The sequence below is a fragment of the Serratia sp. ASV30 genome (genome assembly GCF_016428815.1).
Classification (GTDB): Bacteria; Pseudomonadota; Gammaproteobacteria; order Enterobacterales; family Enterobacteriaceae; genus Chania; species Chania fonticola_C.
Window position 1 is genome coordinate 1 of record NZ_JAELTL010000015.1, and the last position, 17,541, is coordinate 17,541.

Annotated in this window: 15 protein-coding genes and 2 pseudogenes; 4 read left to right on the plus strand and 13 right to left on the minus strand. The window is 51.6% G+C overall.

The window, feature by feature from the left end:
- Positions 1 to 1,373: 1,373 nt before the first annotated feature.
- Positions 1,374 to 2,111, plus strand: coding sequence for a LuxR family transcriptional regulator (locus tag JHD74_RS08985; protein ID WP_199062447.1), 738 nt, complete (start codon positions 1,374 to 1,376; stop codon positions 2,109 to 2,111).
- A 99-nt stretch (positions 2,112 to 2,210) separates the two neighbouring features.
- Positions 2,211 to 2,369: pseudogene (locus JHD74_RS08990) on the plus strand (restriction endonuclease); the annotation flags it as partial.
- 19 nt (positions 2,370 to 2,388) lie between these two features.
- On the opposite strand, the gene JHD74_RS08995 reads toward JHD74_RS08990, so the two are convergent.
- From JHD74_RS08995 to JHD74_RS09005, 3 genes are all read right to left on the minus strand, one after another.
- Positions 2,389 to 3,072 (minus strand): response regulator transcription factor, encoded by a 684-nt coding sequence (locus JHD74_RS08995; RefSeq protein ID WP_074028409.1) that lies wholly within the window; start codon positions 3,070 to 3,072, stop codon positions 2,389 to 2,391.
- Positions 3,073 to 3,217: 145 nt separating this feature from the next.
- A complete protein-coding gene (locus JHD74_RS09000) occupies positions 3,218 to 4,735 on the minus strand; it encodes a cell wall metabolism sensor histidine kinase WalK (protein ID WP_199062455.1) in 1,518 nt (505 codons plus the stop codon).
- An 11-nt stretch (positions 4,736 to 4,746) separates the two neighbouring features.
- On the minus strand, positions 4,747 to 6,078 hold the full coding sequence (locus tag JHD74_RS09005) for a VWA domain-containing protein (protein WP_186529849.1): 1,332 nt from the start codon (positions 6,076 to 6,078) through the stop codon (positions 4,747 to 4,749).
- 337 nt (positions 6,079 to 6,415) lie between these two features.
- On the opposite strand from JHD74_RS09005, the gene JHD74_RS09010 reads away from it, so the two are divergent.
- Positions 6,416 to 7,060, plus strand: coding sequence for an acyl-homoserine-lactone synthase (locus JHD74_RS09010; RefSeq protein ID WP_199062457.1), 645 nt, complete (start codon positions 6,416 to 6,418; stop codon positions 7,058 to 7,060).
- On the opposite strand, the gene JHD74_RS09015 is transcribed toward JHD74_RS09010, so the two are convergent.
- The 10 genes and pseudogenes from JHD74_RS09015 to JHD74_RS09060 all read right to left on the minus strand — a co-directional run bounded on the left by JHD74_RS09015 (position 7,061) and on the right by JHD74_RS09060 (position 16,311).
- A complete protein-coding gene (locus JHD74_RS09015; RefSeq protein ID WP_199062459.1) occupies positions 7,061 to 7,777 on the minus strand; it encodes a LuxR family transcriptional regulator in 717 nt (238 codons plus the stop codon).
- A 329-nt stretch (positions 7,778 to 8,106) separates the two neighbouring features.
- Positions 8,107 to 8,250 (minus strand): annotated as a pseudogene (locus JHD74_RS09020) (carbonic anhydrase); the annotation flags it as partial.
- Between the two features lie 1,184 nt (positions 8,251 to 9,434).
- On the minus strand, positions 9,435 to 9,968 hold the full coding sequence (locus JHD74_RS09025) for a fimbrial protein (RefSeq protein WP_199062461.1): 534 nt from the start codon (positions 9,966 to 9,968) through the stop codon (positions 9,435 to 9,437).
- Complete coding sequence (locus tag JHD74_RS09030) at positions 9,965 to 10,450, minus strand: fimbrial protein (RefSeq protein ID WP_074028403.1); 486 nt, start codon at positions 10,448 to 10,450, stop codon at positions 9,965 to 9,967. The genes JHD74_RS09025 and JHD74_RS09030 overlap by 4 nt, the downstream gene beginning before the upstream one ends.
- Entirely contained in the window at positions 10,447 to 10,950 is a 504-nt protein-coding gene (locus JHD74_RS09035; RefSeq protein WP_065684348.1) for a fimbrial protein, read from the minus strand. Before JHD74_RS09035 ends, JHD74_RS09030 begins: the two co-directional genes overlap by 4 nt.
- Positions 10,951 to 10,972: 22 nt before the next feature.
- Entirely contained in the window at positions 10,973 to 11,623 is a 651-nt protein-coding gene (locus JHD74_RS09040; RefSeq protein ID WP_065684347.1) for a fimbrial protein, read from the minus strand.
- A gap of 27 nt (positions 11,624 to 11,650) precedes the next feature.
- Positions 11,651 to 12,394, minus strand: coding sequence for a fimbria/pilus periplasmic chaperone (locus JHD74_RS09045; RefSeq protein WP_275505122.1), 744 nt, complete (start codon positions 12,392 to 12,394; stop codon positions 11,651 to 11,653).
- A gap of 102 nt (positions 12,395 to 12,496) precedes the next feature.
- Complete coding sequence (locus tag JHD74_RS09050) at positions 12,497 to 15,028, minus strand: outer membrane usher protein (protein ID WP_370592623.1); 2,532 nt, start codon at positions 15,026 to 15,028, stop codon at positions 12,497 to 12,499.
- A 136-nt stretch (positions 15,029 to 15,164) separates the two neighbouring features.
- Entirely contained in the window at positions 15,165 to 15,698 is a 534-nt protein-coding gene (locus JHD74_RS09055; protein WP_199062465.1) for a fimbrial protein, read from the minus strand.
- Between the two features lie 85 nt (positions 15,699 to 15,783).
- Positions 15,784 to 16,311 carry a fimbrial protein gene (locus JHD74_RS09060; RefSeq protein ID WP_074028399.1) on the minus strand — a complete coding sequence of 176 codons (528 nt, stop codon included), beginning with the start codon at positions 16,309 to 16,311 and terminating at the stop codon, positions 15,784 to 15,786.
- Positions 16,312 to 16,745: 434 nt separating this feature from the next.
- Between JHD74_RS09060 and JHD74_RS09065 the strand changes: the two genes are divergently transcribed.
- Entirely contained in the window at positions 16,746 to 17,540 is a 795-nt protein-coding gene (locus JHD74_RS09065; protein ID WP_199062467.1) for a winged helix-turn-helix domain-containing protein, read from the plus strand.
- The last annotated feature ends 1 nt before the right edge of the window (position 17,541 follow it).

Consider the following 17,541-nt stretch of genomic DNA (forward strand, 5'->3'; position numbering starts at 1 on the left):
AGATGTGTATAAGAGACAGTTTACCAACTCCATTACGCCGTTGGATGAGCAGAATACCATTTACTGAAACTAAGTTATTTCTTAATTTCCAAAACAATATTAATGGCTAAAAACAATTATTCAAAATCGGTTAAAACGATCGCGAATGACCATATTCATCGATAATACCTATCAAGTTGTTATTATTCATTCTGAAGATTCCTAGGATTAACAGTATATATTTTAGTTTAAAACGTTAATTAGGAAGCTCGCAACGGACTAAGAATATTCTTCAATAATCCACGCATCACAAATAAGCTTTATCTTAAAAAATGCTGACACAGCAGTAGATAAAGGGTATTAACGGACAAATAATACGCAAGGATGATCAAGAACATTTCCATAAAAGGAGCGCTATAACGTGTTGCTTAGCTCATGAACCAGAATAGTCTCACCCTCTCCCGTTTACCAGACACGACAATGCAACATAATGGCAACGGAATGACCATTTAATGAGCGATTTAAGGGTGTTTATTTGTGATTATCATCACTTTTTCATTGAAAAAAATCCGTTTTATCTCATAAGAACCCGTCTGAGAGCGGTTTCAAGGCCTCCAGCCCACTGCTGAGACCTCAATTTTTTAGCTATCGGTGAAGATCAAGCTTCGGATTACCGTGACAACAATCTATTGAGCAACACAATGATCTCACCCGACAAGAGGTGCCAGACGCCTCCTCCACTCGGGAACAAGGAAAAATCAACGGCTGGCCGCATAGCACAGCTCCCCTTCGGCACGAGCCAGCCCCACCTGCTTTTGTAGATACAGGATATATCCAGAGAAGTCCTGCATGGCGGACCGGTTCCACCCGATGATATCAACAGCTCGATTAGCGTCTTATAGTAGGCTGTAAACAGCAATAACGCGGACTCAATATGGTTATATTGAGGTCTAACAAGCGTTTTTCGTTATAAAAGCAGGCCCAAGACTGATCAAATAATGATCAAATAATAGTGAGTTACCAACGCAACTCTGAGTAACCCCCTCAGATAATGCCAAGAGTTAGCAGCAAGAATATCAATGCAGATGCCATGCCGCTGTAATGATCAACGTAAGGCAATACTAATCCTAAGCCGGATAATGGTGATAGACAGCCAAAATCCAGCATAGAGCGCTTGCCTCAACCAAGAAAATGGCTTTAAGATAATGGCAGTAAAAATTTCCCTGGTGTTGGCCAATGTGGCAACCTGACCCAACGAGGTCAGGTTTTTTTTGCTATTTTATCGAAAATCGCCGGCAAGCCAGTATATTATCTGGTGTTCAATAACGGTTAGGCTAGACTATTGTCCCACAAGTTATGTTAGTAGCGTTATTATTTCAGATTGAGGTAATCTGATGTCTACATTGTTTTCTGCTAGCCACGATGAAAAAAATGCATTTAAAAACCATCTGGATAAAGAAATAGCGGAATTTGGCGATTTCAAATACGCCTATATGATACTTAACAAGAAAGACCTTATGGAGACAGTGATAACCTCCAGCTACCCAAGCCAATGGATTGATATCTATAAAGAAAGGAACTACCAATGCATCGATCCCGTGGTGCTCTGCGCCCTGCAAAGAGTCTCGCCATTTCCCTGGGATGAAAGCACGCCAATAAATCCAAGTCTAAAGCCCTCAGATATATTCAGCCATGCAAAGAACTATAATATTACCACTGGCTATACCTTTGTATTGCATGACCACGATCATAATTTGGCGATGCTGACGCTAACGCTTAATGATAACAAATCCATCGATATAGAGGGCCAAATACACCCTAACAAGGCCCGTTTGCAGATGCTGCTGGCTAACGTCCACGAAAGGATCACCACCCGGCACCGGGAAACCGAGCGAAATAATCGCGATAACTCCAGCGTAGAAAAAGATCCCCTGACAACGCGAGAGAACGAGGTGCTCTATTGGGCCAGCATGGGTAAAACCTACCAGGAAATTGCCATTATTCTAGACGTGAAGATCCGTACGATAAAATTCCATATCGGCAATATTGTGAAAAAGATGGGTGTGACCAATGCCAAACATGCCATCAGGCTGAGGGCCGAATGGCAGCTTGTCAAACCGATCACGCGTTGAAATAAAGACTCCCACTGCCCCTGTAAGAAAGTCAGTAAGGTGGAGGCTGAACGGCTGATGCTTGCCTAGCAGCTGTTGAATCCCTTTCGTTTTGCGAGCATGAAACTACTGCTTTCAGCAGGCGTGAACGGCAGCCAGATGGTCAAGCGGCTGTTCTGGGATTTTGCCAGCAAGGCGATTTGGCTTCCCAAGAGTGCCGAACATTATCCTTTGGATAGGTTTGTGGAGTGGCATCGTGGGCAGGTGTTTAAGGGGTGAGATAATACCCACGCAGCCTTCACCCCAAATACCGATACCCCATCCCATGCACAGTGCGGATCAGCAACGGGCTATTCGCATCAAGCTCAATGGTCTTGCGCAGCTTGGAGATATGCTGGTCCAACGTGCGGCTATTGGGCAGGAAGTCATAACCCCAGGCGGCATCAAACAACATCTCGCGCGTAACGACTTTGTTTTTATGCTGATGCAGGCACTCCAGGATTTTAATCTCCCGCAGTGAAAGCTCCAGCCGCGCCGCTTGGCGCAGAGCGCACAGCTCATTCGGGTAAACGGTTAAATCACCAAAGCAAAAACTGGCATCTGGCTGCGCGGTCTTGCTGCGCAGGCAACGCCTGGCGATGGTCTTTATCCTGGCACGGATCTCGTGAATGCCAAACGGCTTGCTGATGTAATCATCTGCTCCCAGTTCCAACCCGACCACCCGGTCGATCTCTTCATCCTTGGCGGACAAAAAGATAATCGGGATCTGCTCATCCTGTTTGCGGATCTCACGGCATACCGCGTAACCATCCAGCTCCGGCATCATGATATCGAGGATGATAAAATCCGGTTTTTCCTGCTGATACATCTCCAGCGCCACTTTGCCATTCTCTGCGGCGATCAGGCTGTAACCCTCGCGGGAGAGCGCTTCTACCAATCCCTGGCGAATGTTCGTATCGTCTTCAACGACCAGTATTTTCATCATGACTCCCTGTGGTTGATGCTATTAGCGGTGATGTTCGATTATCGCCTGCGGTGCTGTGTTTTCCCCTCACCCCAACCCTCTCCCACAGGGAGAGGGAGCTGGTACGGTGCCGGAATCAGGTGCAGTAGCCCGTTTGTTGTCGTCAGTTATTCGATGGTATTGCGCGCGCCAGCCGCAAGGTGAAGCGCACCCCAGGCGACTGCGGCGCAACCAGGATCTCCCCGCCCAGGCTGTGTGCCAGCTGCTGGGCAATCGTCAGGCCAATGCCGGTGCCCGAAACGCCCTCGGTAATGCCTGACTTCACCCGGTAAAAGGGCAGGAAAATCATCCTGAGCTCTTTCTCGGCGATACCGGCACCATAATCCCGCACGTGAATATCGACATGATCTGCACTGCACGCCACCAGCATATCGACCTGTTTACCGGCAGTGGCGTACTTCTCTGCGTTGCTCAGCAGGTTATTGATAATCTGCGTCAGGCGATCGATATCACTCTGCACCACCACGCTTTCGCCTAACGAGAGTGAGATCGCCATCCCCTTGGCCTGATATAACGGCATGAAAGTCTGCGCAATCTTCGTCAGCAGCGGTTTGAGATCGATGGGCTGAAAGTGCAGCTTCGGTTCACGGGTAAAACTCAAAATGTTCTGGATCAGGCGCGATAAGCGCTGGCTCTCGCCGATAATCACGTCCAGATAACGCAGCCCTTCGTCGTGCTGTTCGTCCAGCTCCTCTTTCAGCAACTCGGCATACAGCGTGATATTGGTCAGCGGCGTTTTCAGCTCGTGGGACACCTGGCTGACAAAACCCACCTGCTGGCGCGCCAGCCGTGCCGTCTGGGTATATTCCCTGTAGAGACGGAAAATGATCAAACCCATGATGGCCAACATTAGCAGGATAAACGCCCCGCCCCACAGGTAGACCGCCGTAGTGCTGGCCGCTTTGCCGTAATAGCTCACCTGCCAGCCGGTAAGCGGATAAGGCAGGCTCTGTTCGGCCAGCGGCTGCAGGTTTCCCAGCTCGACGTAAGGATTGCTTTGGTACAGCAGGCGTCCGTTTTCTACCAACACCAGCGTGTCGCTACCAAAATCGACGTTGACCGTATTAATCACGTCCGACAACAGCTTGATATAAGGAACCCGAAATCCGATGGTATCGCTGCCGATAGTGCGCCAGTAAATCAGCAACGGCTCCTGCACCTCGCCGGTGATATACCAGCCGGATTGTGGGACAGCCATTTCGCTTTTTACGCTGTGACCGTAAAGCAAAGAAGGATCGTTCACCAGCGGCGTGATGGCCTGAACCCAGGCGAGTTCTTTTTGGCTCAGCGGGCCATTTTCGTCGGGGTACAACAACCGATTTTTCTGCAGGACAAACACGCCATCAATGTCGTGATCTTTCTCGACCAGCTCCTTGAGCGCCTGTTCGTTGGGTTGAATATAGTCTGTGATCGCGTCCAGCCGCGTCGCTTTCTGCCGCAGAATATCCATGACGCTGTCGCTGGCCTGAACGGCGCGCGTCTGCGCCATGGTCTGGGATTGGTAATGGCGTAACAACACTTCGTGCTCAAGGGTGCGCACTCCCAGATAGGCGATCAGGCTGAAGACCGCCACGGTGATAATGATAAAAACCGTCAAACTTCTGGAAGTACGCTGGCTCATTAGGCTCCTTGCTACTGGTTCTTCTGGGTTTTGATGTTGTAGTTCTGTTCTTTCACCGCTTTGCGGGTCGATTCCTTGCTGTCGCTCTCCATTTTACCCATCAGCTCTTTGTTCTTCTGCGCGCTAGCTTCGGCTTTTTGTCTGGCTGGGGCGGCACTGACAGGCAAGCTTTCTAGGGCTGCCGCATTAGCGCTAAACACCTGTTTGGCCTCTTCCATTTTGCCTGCATCCATCAGCTCTACCGCGCGCTCATTTTCAATCGCTGCCTTCTGAATGGCCGAATCCACCAACACCTCATCAACCTGCGCGGCGCTCACGTCCTTAGCGGACTGGCTATAACGTACCACCACCTTTTCATTGAAGGTATCGACCTGCTTGGTACTCAGGTTGGCGTAACGCACGTTAACATCGGCCAGCGGTTTGCTCTGGGCGTTGCTGCCCTTGGCCGGGATCACTTCCAGCAGAACATATTTTTCCTGATTGGAATACAGCTGGTTCAGTTTTACGGTGACCGTATTGCCGCTGATGCTGCCATCACGCCCCAGCAGGCGAACCGGCGTAACCTTATCGGCGGTTTTGATCACCACCACCACATCCTGTGCCACCACGGACATGGCGTCGTTAAACTCGTGGGCGAAGGTCTTTTCCAAATCGCTGGATTGCTCAACAAAGGCATGGTTGCCATCGCTATAGCCAGCAATGGTGGTCATCAGATCTTCGTTATAACCATCACCAATGCCGATGGTGGTAATGGCGATACCTTTCTTGGCCGCCAGTTTAGCCAGCTCGGCTAGCTCACTGTTGGAGGTCGGCCCAACGTTGGCCTGCCCGTCGGAAAGTAGAACAATGCGATTAACCTGCTCTTTATCCAGATGCTTGCTCACCTGATCGATACCCTTGCTCACCCCGGCAAACAGCGCCGTCATCCCACGCGGTTCAATACTTTTGTTAATTTTATTAATCAGTTCTTTGGTATCTTTGACCTTGGTCGCCGGGATCACCACCTCAACCCCGGAGTCATAGGCAACGACCGAAAGCGTGTCATTACCGTTAAGCATGTTAACAGCGGCGATCGCCGCCTTTCTGGCGTTTTCGATACGATCGCCACTCATTGAGGTGGAGCGATCGATGACCAGTGCCAGATTGATCGGGCTGCGTTTTTCCTGCGGCAGCGGATAGCCCACCAACGAGATTTTCAGGTAGTTTTTATCCTGGGTATTTTCCAACACCACGGGCGAGGCAACTTCAGACTTGACGACGACCTTGGGGGCCGCCGGGGCTGCGCTAGCACTCCAGGGCAGCACAGACAGGGTGAATAACGCAAAAATACATTTCAGATCCATGGTGAAGCTCCTTGTCAAAAGAATCGCATCCATTCTTGCCCGTCTCGGCCAGCGAGTTGTCTGTTATCTGTATAAAGATGTAAAAAATGGGTAAAAGTTGCCGGTGCTTGCAGATCCCTCCGTTTCGCATGCGCTAAGAAACATATCACTTTTAAGCCCGGAGTGCCGCCTAAAACACCTTTCCCAGCACCAGCTAAAAACCCGTTAATTCCTATAATAAGGTTACGTAAATCTATTAAAAAGCATTATCATTCCTCTGTACCGGCATGCTCTTAATGAAACTTCACTGATGTTACCGGATGAACTTATCTCTATATATTCATTCACAGGTGACATTATGTTTACTATTTACAGCGTTAACTATGCTTCAATGAGCAATGAGAAATCTGAAGATCTTTTTATGTTAAGAAAAAACACCTTTAAAGACAGACTGCAATGGGCAGTCGACTGTTCGGATGGCAAGGAGGTCGATCAGTTTGACAATGACAAGACCAACTATATTTTTGGCGTGGAGAACGGCATGATTATATGCGGAACCAGGATGATAGATATGAAATACAATAATATGTTGAACAGTACATTTTCCTCATTCTTTAACAATGTCAACATTCCAGAAGGCAACTACATTGAATCCACGCGTTTCTTCGTGGATAAAGAAAGAACCCATTCGCTGTTAGGCCGTAAGTTTCCCGTCACTATGGCTTTGTTTCTCTCACTGATTAACTATGCGCGGCAACATCACTATGATGGCATTCTTGCCGTCGCCAGCCATCCGATGATGCATATCATCAGAACCTCGGGCTGGAATGTCACCGTATTGGAAACCGGTGTTTCCGAGAAAGATGAGCCGGTCTATCTGTTGCTCGGCCATGTCGATTCTGAGAGCCAGAGGAAGCTAAAAGCCAAGATATTCAGCAAGCACAGCGCAGCGGACGAAACCAGGTTGAACGACTGGCCGCTGGCGGCTGAGCCTTCTTTGTAATCAACTAACCGGTTTAATCAGTTGAAGTTCCACACCTAGACGTATTGCATGCCGGGCATTTGCGACTCCCAGCTTTTTGACGATGTTGGACATATGAAACTTGACCGTACGCGTAGTGATCCCGAGGATCATCCCCGTCTCCTGATAGGTTTTGCCCACGCTGGCCCAGTAGAGGATTTCGTTTTCCCGTTCGGTAAATTGGGCGCTTTTTTCCGAGCGAGAGGCGTTTTTTTCCGACAGCGAATTCAGGGTTAGGTAGATCTCATGCACTGACGCCAGTAAAACAGAAATATCACCTTTATTCTGGATCAGCGTTTGGGTTAATTCCGCTCTGGTTTCAGGAGCAAGAATAAAAGATAAGGTGACCAGGTTATTATTATAATCATGCAATACAAACGTATAGCCATTATTCAAGCCAAATTTCCTGGCCCGCTCGAAGAGTTCGGAAAAATGAAAACCTCCGCCCGTCATCAGATTTTCATCCCAGGAAAAAGGCGTTAACCGGTTTAGCGCGGTGATCACCACCGGATCGGTATACTGTAAACCATTGGCTTTATAATGCTCTACCCATTCCCCCGGATAGTTGGTTACCCCAAAGATACAGGACATATCTTTTTTCGATAACACCACATACGCCCAGATGAATTCCCCGAGATCGTTTAATGTCGCTTCGAGGTGCGTTTTGATAATGTTACTAATATGTTCTTCGTTTTCCATTAACGACCTGCCCCCGATTGCTTAAATAATTTCTACCTAGCCGAATATACCAGATAAGGAGGCCAGGCCGATAGCACCGAGTTTTCTGCCCCCTATCCCTTTCAGGAGCTGTGCTAGTCATAGCCAGGCAGCCCCACTCATAACAGCTGGCATGCTCAGCACGCCATCCAACACTGTGATAACACTGCAGATAACATCGGCTATACGATAGGCAGGAAGTCGAACGAAACGTAGGAGCAAAGCCTTAACGAGGTGTATGAATAGATCTGCCCATAAAAAAATCCACGTCGCAACGTGGATTCAGTATCATGGCCAAGAGCAAGCATCTTTTACTCGAAGTAGACCTCGGGGTTATCCGCCAGCGAAACGAAATTCTTGGTATTTTTATCCAGCGTGCGGATCTCGCCACTTTCGATGTCGTACACCCAGCCATGCAGGCGCACGGCGTTGTCGCGCAGACCAACGGCAATTGACGTTCACGAAATTTCAACGGCGGGTTAACTGAGGAAAAATCGGTCAACAGGGACTGACCTCACAATAAGTTCATGTCCAATATTACTTAACCACCATCCAACCTCCTCCCGAACACAGATACGGGGACAGTATGTCCGGTTGGAGGCCTCCCATTAATCCCATGTAACGTTCACGACTACGGATCCAATATAAGTTCCGACATCTCCTCCCTGTGAATCGATGACGCTGAGTAAGGACACAATTCCTTCGTTGGCCACGGTCAGATTAGTAGACGTCTGACCGTGTTCCCCTATAAAGAACTTCGTGGCGATGGTCGACTCCCCTTTCCTTAATACAAGGTCAGACTCTGGTACGGACACGGTGACGCTCGTCCTTCCGTCACATCTGAGGTGCAGATTGGCCCGTTGAGTACTACGGATATGTCCCGTGGTATTTGCCGGGTGTTCCACGGTAGGAGGTACGTCAGCGGCACAACTCGTAGACGTGGATATGGGAGTACAATTAGATATAACCCGTTGAGCCCCATTGTACCCAACCCCCCACCACACAGTCACGGAACATTCCCCATAATATCCGTACAGTATACTGGAGAGGGGCATCGCGGGGGCGGCCAATGCGATGTTCCGCGCCTGTTCAAACTTTTCCGCAGGTGTCCAAACGATACCTGCTGGAGCGCCCCAACACCGTGGGATGTTGTCACCTCCGTACGTTGCCCACATCCACAAGCTATATTTCACTGTCCCCACCCCCTCGAACGGAATCCACACCTCAATGGTGCACTGAGGTTTGTAGCCTTGGTCGGCAAAGTCCCTCACTTTTTCCCCCTGAAACCCTGTGAACTTGACAGAAGTTGGAGGATAGTTCCCATCTGCACTTTCGAGTGTAGCCGAGGATTTGGCGTATCCGGATACGAACGCAGCACATAACAACATAACCAAGATGTATTTGTTCAACAAGAACATACTGGATCCTTTTGAGTTTCCACCATGGCAAAGCAGCACAGAAACATGCCGTTCACCCATCTGTTCCACCGCATATCATACGCCTGCACCCGCGCGTTGGAGTCTGCTGTTGACATCCCCCGCCGCCGGGCCTGCTCGTAAAGCCGCAGGCGCTGTATACGATAATTTTCTATGCAGTTGCTTAACACAGCGCCGCTGCTGCCAGCCAGTCGGATGCCGCCTTACTCATATTCCAGTCTAAAGGTGGCAATAGCGCTAAACGGCCCGCGCACAATTCGCCGCTGGGCAATCGCCTCTGGCTCCCCCTGCACATAGGCCAGCACCGTCAGGGTGTTATTGCCAGCAATCAGCCGGTATCCCTCACCGGCCTTGTTCAACGGCAAAGGTTGGCCGCCCTGGGTTTCCATACCGATTGCGATGCCGGAGGCCTTGCTGCCGCCGTCAATCGCCAGCAACCCCTTAAGGCTCGGGTTTTCCGTGCCGCTGAAGGTCACCTTGACCGTTTTCCCTAGGCTCAGATCGCACTCCCCCAGGCGAATATCGAACGCCTGCCCGTGGGTGCGTTCATTGGCGTACAGGTATTTGTCGATCACCGTGCCAAAATCCAGCCGCACGTTCTCGTCCCCCGGCGCAATCACGCAGGGTTCGGCGACCAGTGCACCATGCAGGCGAACGTTGTCGGCCTGTACCTGCCCGCTAAACGCCAGAACCCCGGCGATCAGCACTGCATTAAGCTGTTGCCCACACCCGTTCATTGGTAAACCGCCTTCAGGGTAGCCGTGGCCTCGAACGCCCCTTCTTTTAACGTCGATCCTGGCCGCTTTACCGGCACCGCTTCCAGTTGTGGCGGGTTAGTCGGGTTGATGGCTATCGGCTTGTTCAGCTCGAAGGGAACGCCGTTTTGCCTGATCTGGATCGCCAGATCGGTGATATTGGTGATGACGCCCGCCTTGTCGTAAGTCGCCACTTTCCCGGCTATTTCCAGCGTCATCCGCCAGGCATTGGCATCGGGAACGCAGCTAATCTGGTAATTCATCGGCTGCAAATAGTTCACCCCATCCACCTTTTTAACCCCGACCCGGTTACCGAAATCGACATCAACATTGCCACCGTTATTAATGGTACAAGCCGGGGGCTCAACCAGGGTGCCGTAGAACTTCATGTTCTCCGCCGCCAGCCCTGGGGTGCTCAGAGCTCCGCAGGCCAGCAGCAAGACCATGCCTGAATAACCTTTCATCGGTATTCCACCTTCATCGTCGCGCCAGCGGAAAACGCCCCGCCGCTCAGCCTGGCACCGCTGCGCTTCACCGGCACCGCCTCAAGCGTTGGCTGATCAGGATAAGTAAAATTCAACCAACCGTTGATCGGCAGCCGCTTGCCGTTGTTCAGCAGCGCAATGCCAAAATCCGTCTTGTTGGTTTTCAATACCCCGGCGTCAAACGCCGCCCCCTGACCATCAATCCGCATCCGCACCGCATTTGACGCGCCACCCTGGCATTTCAGCGTGTAGTTGATCGGCATTTTTTTGTACTCGCCGTCCACACGGGTGGTCATCACGTCGTTGCCGAAGTTCACTTCAATCAGCTTGTTGTCGTTGACGTCACATGGCGGTGCCGTCAACGTGATTTTGACGGTCACCGTGGCGGTAGCCGTTTTCGCCAAGGCCGGGAAACATCCGCCCCAGGCCATCAGTGCCAGGCACGCCGCAGACAACGCTGGCCCCAGCCTGCATAACATCGTTGTCTCCACATCACCCGCCTTAGTCATAATTGAGCCTGAAATCCACATGAGCCGAATAGGCCCCCGCCTGCAACGGCGCTCGGGTGCGCTCCAGCTTTACGACATAGTCCAGTTGATCCTGCCCCACAGCCAGCATCAACGGCGCACCTCGGCTCCCCAGGCGGATATCCCTGCCGAGTTGGTCCACCATGCGCAACGCCACGCCGGATGCCCCGCGCACCGCGATTAACTGCGGGTTATCCGCATCCGCCGGGGCAACAAAACTCAGCGACACCGCCGGTTGGTGAGCACTCCACAACAGATTGCCATTGCGCTCATCGCGGTTGTTCGCCGGGGTACGCAGGCAATCCTGCAAGCGCAACCGCACCGCCACCGGCGTGCCCTGTGCGCCAATCTGCGCCAACCGGGCGGTGCCGGTTTCCCCCAACCACACATCCTGATAAGCCGAGGTCATCTCCAGGCGGCAGGCGCTTTCGGTCAGCGCACCACGCACATGCAACACCCCGTTAGCACCGTCAACGTTCCAGTTATCCGCCGCGCCTGCCTCAGGCATCAGCGCCAACATGCTGCCAATCACCACTGGCACCATCAGTGCCGCAGCCACCCTGGCCAACAGATATTGCCGCTCAGGGCAAGACAGGAAGCCGCTCCGTTGTTTTCGCTGTTGCATGTTCAGTTCCCTCTCTACACCCGGTTATCAGCTTGGCTTGACGGGCTTGGCCTTGCACTCAGCACCACCGCAGTTGAACTGCAATTGCGGGCGGCCGCCGTAGTCATTGACATAGGTCAGCACCGGCGCATTGCCCAGCGCTGCCACGCCGACGTTCAACATCTCTTTGCCTTTTGGCGCCACCATCACCGGTTCAAAACCCTTGGCGCTGGCGCTCCCCGGTTTACTGCTGGCATCCACAATGGTGATGTAATACGGCGTTGGGTTGTTCACCTGGTATTTGTCGCCCTGCCTGGTCAGCGTTAGCTGCTCCTGCCAAGGGGCCGCACCTTCGGTATTGCTCAGTGCTTTTGGCCGGTAAAACAGTTTGATCCGCGTTTGCAACGCCAGTTGTAGCGTGTTGGGCTTTTCACTCTTTGGCGGGATCTCACGCAGGTTGAAATAGAACAGCGTCTCGCGATCCTGCACCAACAGGTTGGCGGCCGGTAAGGCCTGCACCTTGATCTGGCTTTTTGCCCCCGGCTCCAGGCGCTGTAACGGCGGTAACACCGTCAAAGGCGTAGTGATTTTATTGCCCTGCGCATCTTCCACCCAGCCTTGCGCCAGGTATGGCAACTGCTTGTTTTCGTTGCTGATGGTCAGGCTGGTCGATTTTTCACCACCGTTAAACACCACCCGGGTGCGATCCAGCGCTATCGCGGCCTGGGCCTGCTGAAGGCCCAACACCCCGGCCAGCAAGCTGCCCGCCAACGAATAAAGGGATTGACTCATTAGGTTCATCATTAATTACTCACTTTCTTTAAATTCAATAAAAAAGCCGGGGAGGGGGAGAAACAGCTCCGGCCTGCCCCATGGCTAAATACGTTTCCGTCGTTATTCCGCCGTCTCCACCGGCAGCAGGCGGCACGGCAACAACAGGTTGGCCAAATCGTCTTGCGGAATGTGCTCCGGCAATGTCAGCGCACACTGCGCCCGCCCGTCCCATCGCACGGTCATCTCCTCATTCGGGTTAATGCCGCTCAGGTACAGGCTGCCACCATCGTTAACAATGCCCACATCCTGCTGTTTGCGGTTTTTCACCGTGGCGCCAAACGGCGGCGTCGAACCGTCCGCCAGGCGGATCACCGCCATCGCTTTCTCACCGGCGATCACTTCAAATCGGCGATAACCAATCGCCCCTTCGGTCAGGGTGGCCTGCACCACTGAACGCGTCGCTTCGGCATTCTCCGGCAGCTTGTTAACATCAATGCTGATCCGGTTGCGGTAATAACTGCTGACATCCGTCACCACCGCCTTGCCGAAGCGGTTGGTGCGCGTCACCGCGCCATAGCCGCCAATAGGAATATCCGCCACGCCGCCGGTGTCCACCATCATGCGGGTGCCACCCATCATCCCTGACCTGTGCAGCGCCGCACCTTTCACGGTGGCGGTCGCCCCCCCTTGCAGCGATATCCCGGCCGACGAATAATGCCCCTCCTGGTAGCTGGCATTGGCATTTACCTGCGCCATATCGCCCTGATGGGTGTAATAAGCGCTCGCCAATGCACCGTTGCGTGAGATGCCGCTGCCCAACTGATAGCTATCGCCGTTTTCCAGCCGATCGTAGTACCCCACCTGATGGGTGTTGTCGTTACGGTCATAGCTGCCGCTGTAGCTGACCGAGCCGTTGCTCCCCCACGGCATCGACAGCGAGAGGTACATGCCGTCGTCATTGACGCCGTTATACTTATTGCGATACCCCGTCAGTGACAGGCTCAGGTTCCTGAACCGGCCGATATCAAAATTACGTGACAGCGTCAGGGTGTAACGATCGTTGGCCGCGCTGTCCCAGTAAGTCTGATGGTTGTAGTTCAGGTAGGCACTTAACCCGAGATCGCGTAAGTGCTGGCTGAAGCTGATGGTGTACATCTCCTTGCTGTTCTGGTTGCGTGTGCCATAGGTGCGCGCATCCAGGAATTCACTCATCGACATGTAGTTCCGCTCCGAGAAGCGGTAGCCGGCAAAGGTCACCTGGCTGTCGTACTCATCGAAGTTTTTCGAGTAGCTCAGCCGATAAGAACCACCTGTTAGGGTGGCGTCTTCCAACTGTGCCAAACGCGCCCGCGACTGGGTCACATCAAACGACAGTGCACCGAACATCATCAGATCCCGCCCGATACCGACCGCCAGGGCGTTGTAATCACCGCCCGCTACGCCGCCGCCGTACAGTGACCAGCCATTGCTGACGCCCCAGGAAAACTCGCCGGTCGCAAACAGCGGCCCGTTGGTATTGTGTTTCCAGTCCGAGGGGCGGCCGCTCGCCAGTTTGTAGCGCACCGTCCCCGGCCGGGTCAGATACGGGATGCTGGCGGTATCGAGGCGGAATTCCTGTACGCTGCCGTCCTGTTCTTCAACCCGCACATCCAACTGCCCAGAGACCGCATCATTGATGTCCTGAATGCGGAACGGGCCGGACGCAACCTGGGTTTCATACAGCACACGCCCCTGCTGGCTGACCACCACCTTGGCGTTGGTGCGTGCTACCCCGGTGATCTCCGGGGCGTAACCGCGCAGGTTCGGCGGCAACATACTGTCGTCGCTGATCAGGCTGGCACCGGTAAACCGGAAACTGTCAAAAATGTCGGAATACAGGAAGTTCTCCCCGACCGACAGCTTGGCCCCCAAACGCGGGACCGCGCGATAGGCGTAATAACGGCTCCAGTCCCAGCTCTGCTGCGTCGGCTGCCCGCGACCGGTTTGATGATCCAGCCGCGTTTGCCAGTCTGCCCGCAGCCGCCAGGCACCCAGATTGGCCCCCACCGTGCCGTTGCCGCTGAGGTTATATCCCTGCTGCCCCCGCTGCTGTTGCCGTTGGGCCTGCGCGTTGAGGTAATAATCCAACAGCAACCCTGGCACGCCCTCATCCCAACGCGACGGCGGATCCCAGTTGTCGGCGGCATATTCCAGATAGGCCTGAGGCAAGCTAACAGTGAGGCTGGCGCTGCCCAAATCGGCACGCGCCGACGTGCCCGGCAGGCTATCCACCGACAGACACTCACCTTGATGCCACCAGGTCAGTTTTTCTTTCACGTCCGGTTTTAAGCCGAACTGTTCTACCATTGCCGGGCTGATGCACGCGGCGCTATCGTCAGCGTCCTGCTCCGCCGGGTAAAAAGTAACGGTTTGCTCAGGCAGCTCCTGCTTATTAACGCGCACCAACATCATATAATCGCCCGGCATGATATATCCGCCACGCGAGAACTGGCCCAGATCAATATTTTCGCGATCTTTTACATCCAGAACGTCGGTATTGAACTGCACCTCTTCCGCACTGGCGTAATACCCAAAAAGACCCAACGCGCAGGCAATACAAATCCCTACTGCACGAGGGCGGAAGGGTAATAAATTCCAGCTCGGCATTATCATGCTCATCAATCCCTTACTTCTTATTTTTACGCCAGCGCTATCAATGAAAAACTTTGTATTTCCACGAACAGGAAATAAGTGACAGGCACATCTGGTGATTTAAAACCTAACGTTTTTCCACGTTATTATCATCCAATCAGTAATAGTCCATTTTAAACCTAATGGTTGAGGTGTATTCTCCACTGCGTAATTTCTGTTGATTGCTGACCAGCCGCAGCGAATAATTTAGTGCTCTGTCACCTTCGGTAATATCAAGCAACGGCGTTGGATTGCCAGGTGATACGATATTTCCCTCGCTGTCGCTAAGCTGTAACGCAACGCCGCGAGCTTGCCCGTCGACACCGAATAATCCATTATCCACCCGCCCATCGAATGTCACCTGAAAGCGTTGCCACTTCGCTAAATTTTCATCAATGCGTCCTAACACACAATTAACCAGGCGAATACTGAATGGGCGAATAGCACCTTGCCCATCGCGTATAATTTGGCTCAATGGTGCTACTGACATATCAATAGTCTGATCGCGGCTATTGGTATCAATGGCGCAGGCCGTTTCAATTACGGCGCCTTGCATGTTAACCCGCCCCCAACCCGCCGCAGCCACGCTGCTTTGCATTGGTAACAGCATTAACAGGCAAAACGCCGAATAAAGCATTCCTGGCTGTTTCATCTCATCATTCTCCCACGAGTCATTCTGGCAAGAATGTATGCGGGGCACGGCCCGCATACATGATTAATCCTGTCAACAAGCCAAATTATTTGTAGTTCAGAATGAAGTTGGCCACGCTCTGGAATTTACCCGGAACGATAGATTTATCATCGCCGCCGTCGCCTTTCAGATAAGCGCTGAAGGCCAAAGTCGCTTCAGAAGCACCGGCGCTGATCAGTTGGCCCGCGCTTGGTTTACCCAGTGCAATCAGGTTATTGCTGCCATCGGTAATTGCAATGCTGGCGCCTTTGGCATCACCGGTCATACCCAACAGGCCATTTTTGCCAGCCGCACCATCAAAAGTAGTGGTCACTGTTTTCGCGGTATCCAGGCTGCATTTTTCCAGGCGAATTTCAAACGGCTTCGGGTCAGAGTTACCACCATTCAGCAGGGAAACGTTCGACACTGCGCCCAGATCAACGGTCTGATCAACAGACTTAGGATCAATTGAGCAAGGTGCATCAATAATAGAGCCAGTGAAGGTAACTTTACCATGTCCTTCATCTGCAGCCTGTGCACCAGAAATAGTACCGAATGCCAAAACTGCGGCCATCATGATTTTATTCAATTTCATTTCAACTTTATCCTTTAAAGGGTCCATTCCCATTTGTGTGAAGTCGCCAATTATTCAGGTTCACACAACCGGCACATGAAAGAGAGGTTTACGCCTCTCTTCTGCATGCCATGTCATAGCTACCGGCAACTGGAAATATGATATATCCCAAAAAATTAAAAAGCTAAAAAATCTAATTAATAGCAAAAAATTGGATGAAAATTCTGAAATTAAATAAAATTAACCGACATATCAGCATGTAAAACTAAGGAATGGCGACCCGTTAAAAACTAAAACTCCTTTAATTTCAACCCTGTTTCAGGCGGAAAATAATTTCCTCAAAAGGAGTTGACTGCCAGTGCTGACCTACCCTAGATTCTACTAATCTTGTTTCAAGACTAATCTTAGTATTGAATATTTTGATGTTTGTACACCAGAATCAAATAGGTATCCGCATGAAATACATAATAAATCTAACACTGATTTTCGATCCGGAAAGTCGATTATTAATGCTGAGGAATAATACCCAACTAACGGTAGGGTTATCTAACCCGGCGACAAGATTGTTAAGCGAGTTGATAAAGAATAATAAAACTGAATTGACGCGTGAAATTCTGCTCAAGCATGTCTGGGAGGATTTTGGGTTTTCTCCGTCCGGCGCCACGTTGAGCAACCATATCAGCGAGTTGAGAAAAGCCTTTGAGGCACTTGGGATGAGTAAAGACATTCTGATCACGGTGCCGCGCATAGGCTTTAAATTGGATGCGGAAATCCATCCAGAAACCAAGCCCCCCAAAGAATTGGCTTCTGCTGAACACATTGAACTTCAGCCGTCGAGTCAACCGGCAGCGGTGGATAACGTCGTAGCGGCCGGTGTGAACACAAGCTCAAAAAAACCATTACGCAGAATGAAAATTCTGGCATTGTCTCTGCTCTTTGTTCTGTGCGTCACCGCGGCGGCGGCGGCATGGGTGACCCTAAGCAAGAATGAACAGCCTGCGCTCATCGGGATCCTGGATAAATGCCATATCTATACTTTGAATGAAGGTAAGCATGACCCCGTGCAATCTGAACATGCGCGAAAAATGCTGGCCAATGAAGGGATCGATTGTGCGCAGACCGATCTTGACATCTATTATATGGAAGCACGTCCTACCAACGAATTCCTTAAGGTTCATTTTATGTCGGTTTGCACCAAGAATAACGATACAAACTATAAAAACTGCAACAACTTCAAGCAGGTTGAGTAGG

Coding starts and splice junctions, on each gene's coding strand:
- JHD74_RS08985 (WP_199062447.1), top strand. CDS start 1,374: ATGTCTACATTGTTTTCTGCTAGCCACGATGAAAAAAATGCATTTAAA.
- JHD74_RS08995 (WP_074028409.1), bottom strand. CDS start 3,072: ATGAAAATACTGGTCGTTGAAGACGATACGAACATTCGCCAGGGATTG.
- JHD74_RS09000 (WP_199062455.1), bottom strand. CDS start 4,735: ATGAGCCAGCGTACTTCCAGAAGTTTGACGGTTTTTATCATTATCACC.
- JHD74_RS09005 (WP_186529849.1), bottom strand. CDS start 6,078: ATGGATCTGAAATGTATTTTTGCGTTATTCACCCTGTCTGTGCTGCCC.
- JHD74_RS09010 (WP_199062457.1), top strand. CDS start 6,416: ATGTTTACTATTTACAGCGTTAACTATGCTTCAATGAGCAATGAGAAA.
- JHD74_RS09015 (WP_199062459.1), bottom strand. CDS start 7,777: ATGGAAAACGAAGAACATATTAGTAACATTATCAAAACGCACCTCGAA.
- JHD74_RS09025 (WP_199062461.1), bottom strand. CDS start 9,968: ATGAACGGGTGTGGGCAACAGCTTAATGCAGTGCTGATCGCCGGGGTT.
- JHD74_RS09030 (WP_074028403.1), bottom strand. CDS start 10,450: ATGAAAGGTTATTCAGGCATGGTCTTGCTGCTGGCCTGCGGAGCTCTG.
- JHD74_RS09035 (WP_065684348.1), bottom strand. CDS start 10,950: ATGTTATGCAGGCTGGGGCCAGCGTTGTCTGCGGCGTGCCTGGCACTG.
- JHD74_RS09040 (WP_065684347.1), bottom strand. CDS start 11,623: ATGCAACAGCGAAAACAACGGAGCGGCTTCCTGTCTTGCCCTGAGCGG.
- JHD74_RS09045 (WP_275505122.1), bottom strand. CDS start 12,394: ATGAGTCAATCCCTTTATTCGTTGGCGGGCAGCTTGCTGGCCGGGGTG.
- JHD74_RS09050 (WP_370592623.1), bottom strand. CDS start 15,028: ATGATAATGCCGAGCTGGAATTTATTACCCTTCCGCCCTCGTGCAGTA.
- JHD74_RS09055 (WP_199062465.1), bottom strand. CDS start 15,698: ATGAAACAGCCAGGAATGCTTTATTCGGCGTTTTGCCTGTTAATGCTG.
- JHD74_RS09060 (WP_074028399.1), bottom strand. CDS start 16,311: ATGAAATTGAATAAAATCATGATGGCCGCAGTTTTGGCATTCGGTACT.
- JHD74_RS09065 (WP_199062467.1), top strand. CDS start 16,746: ATGAAATACATAATAAATCTAACACTGATTTTCGATCCGGAAAGTCGA.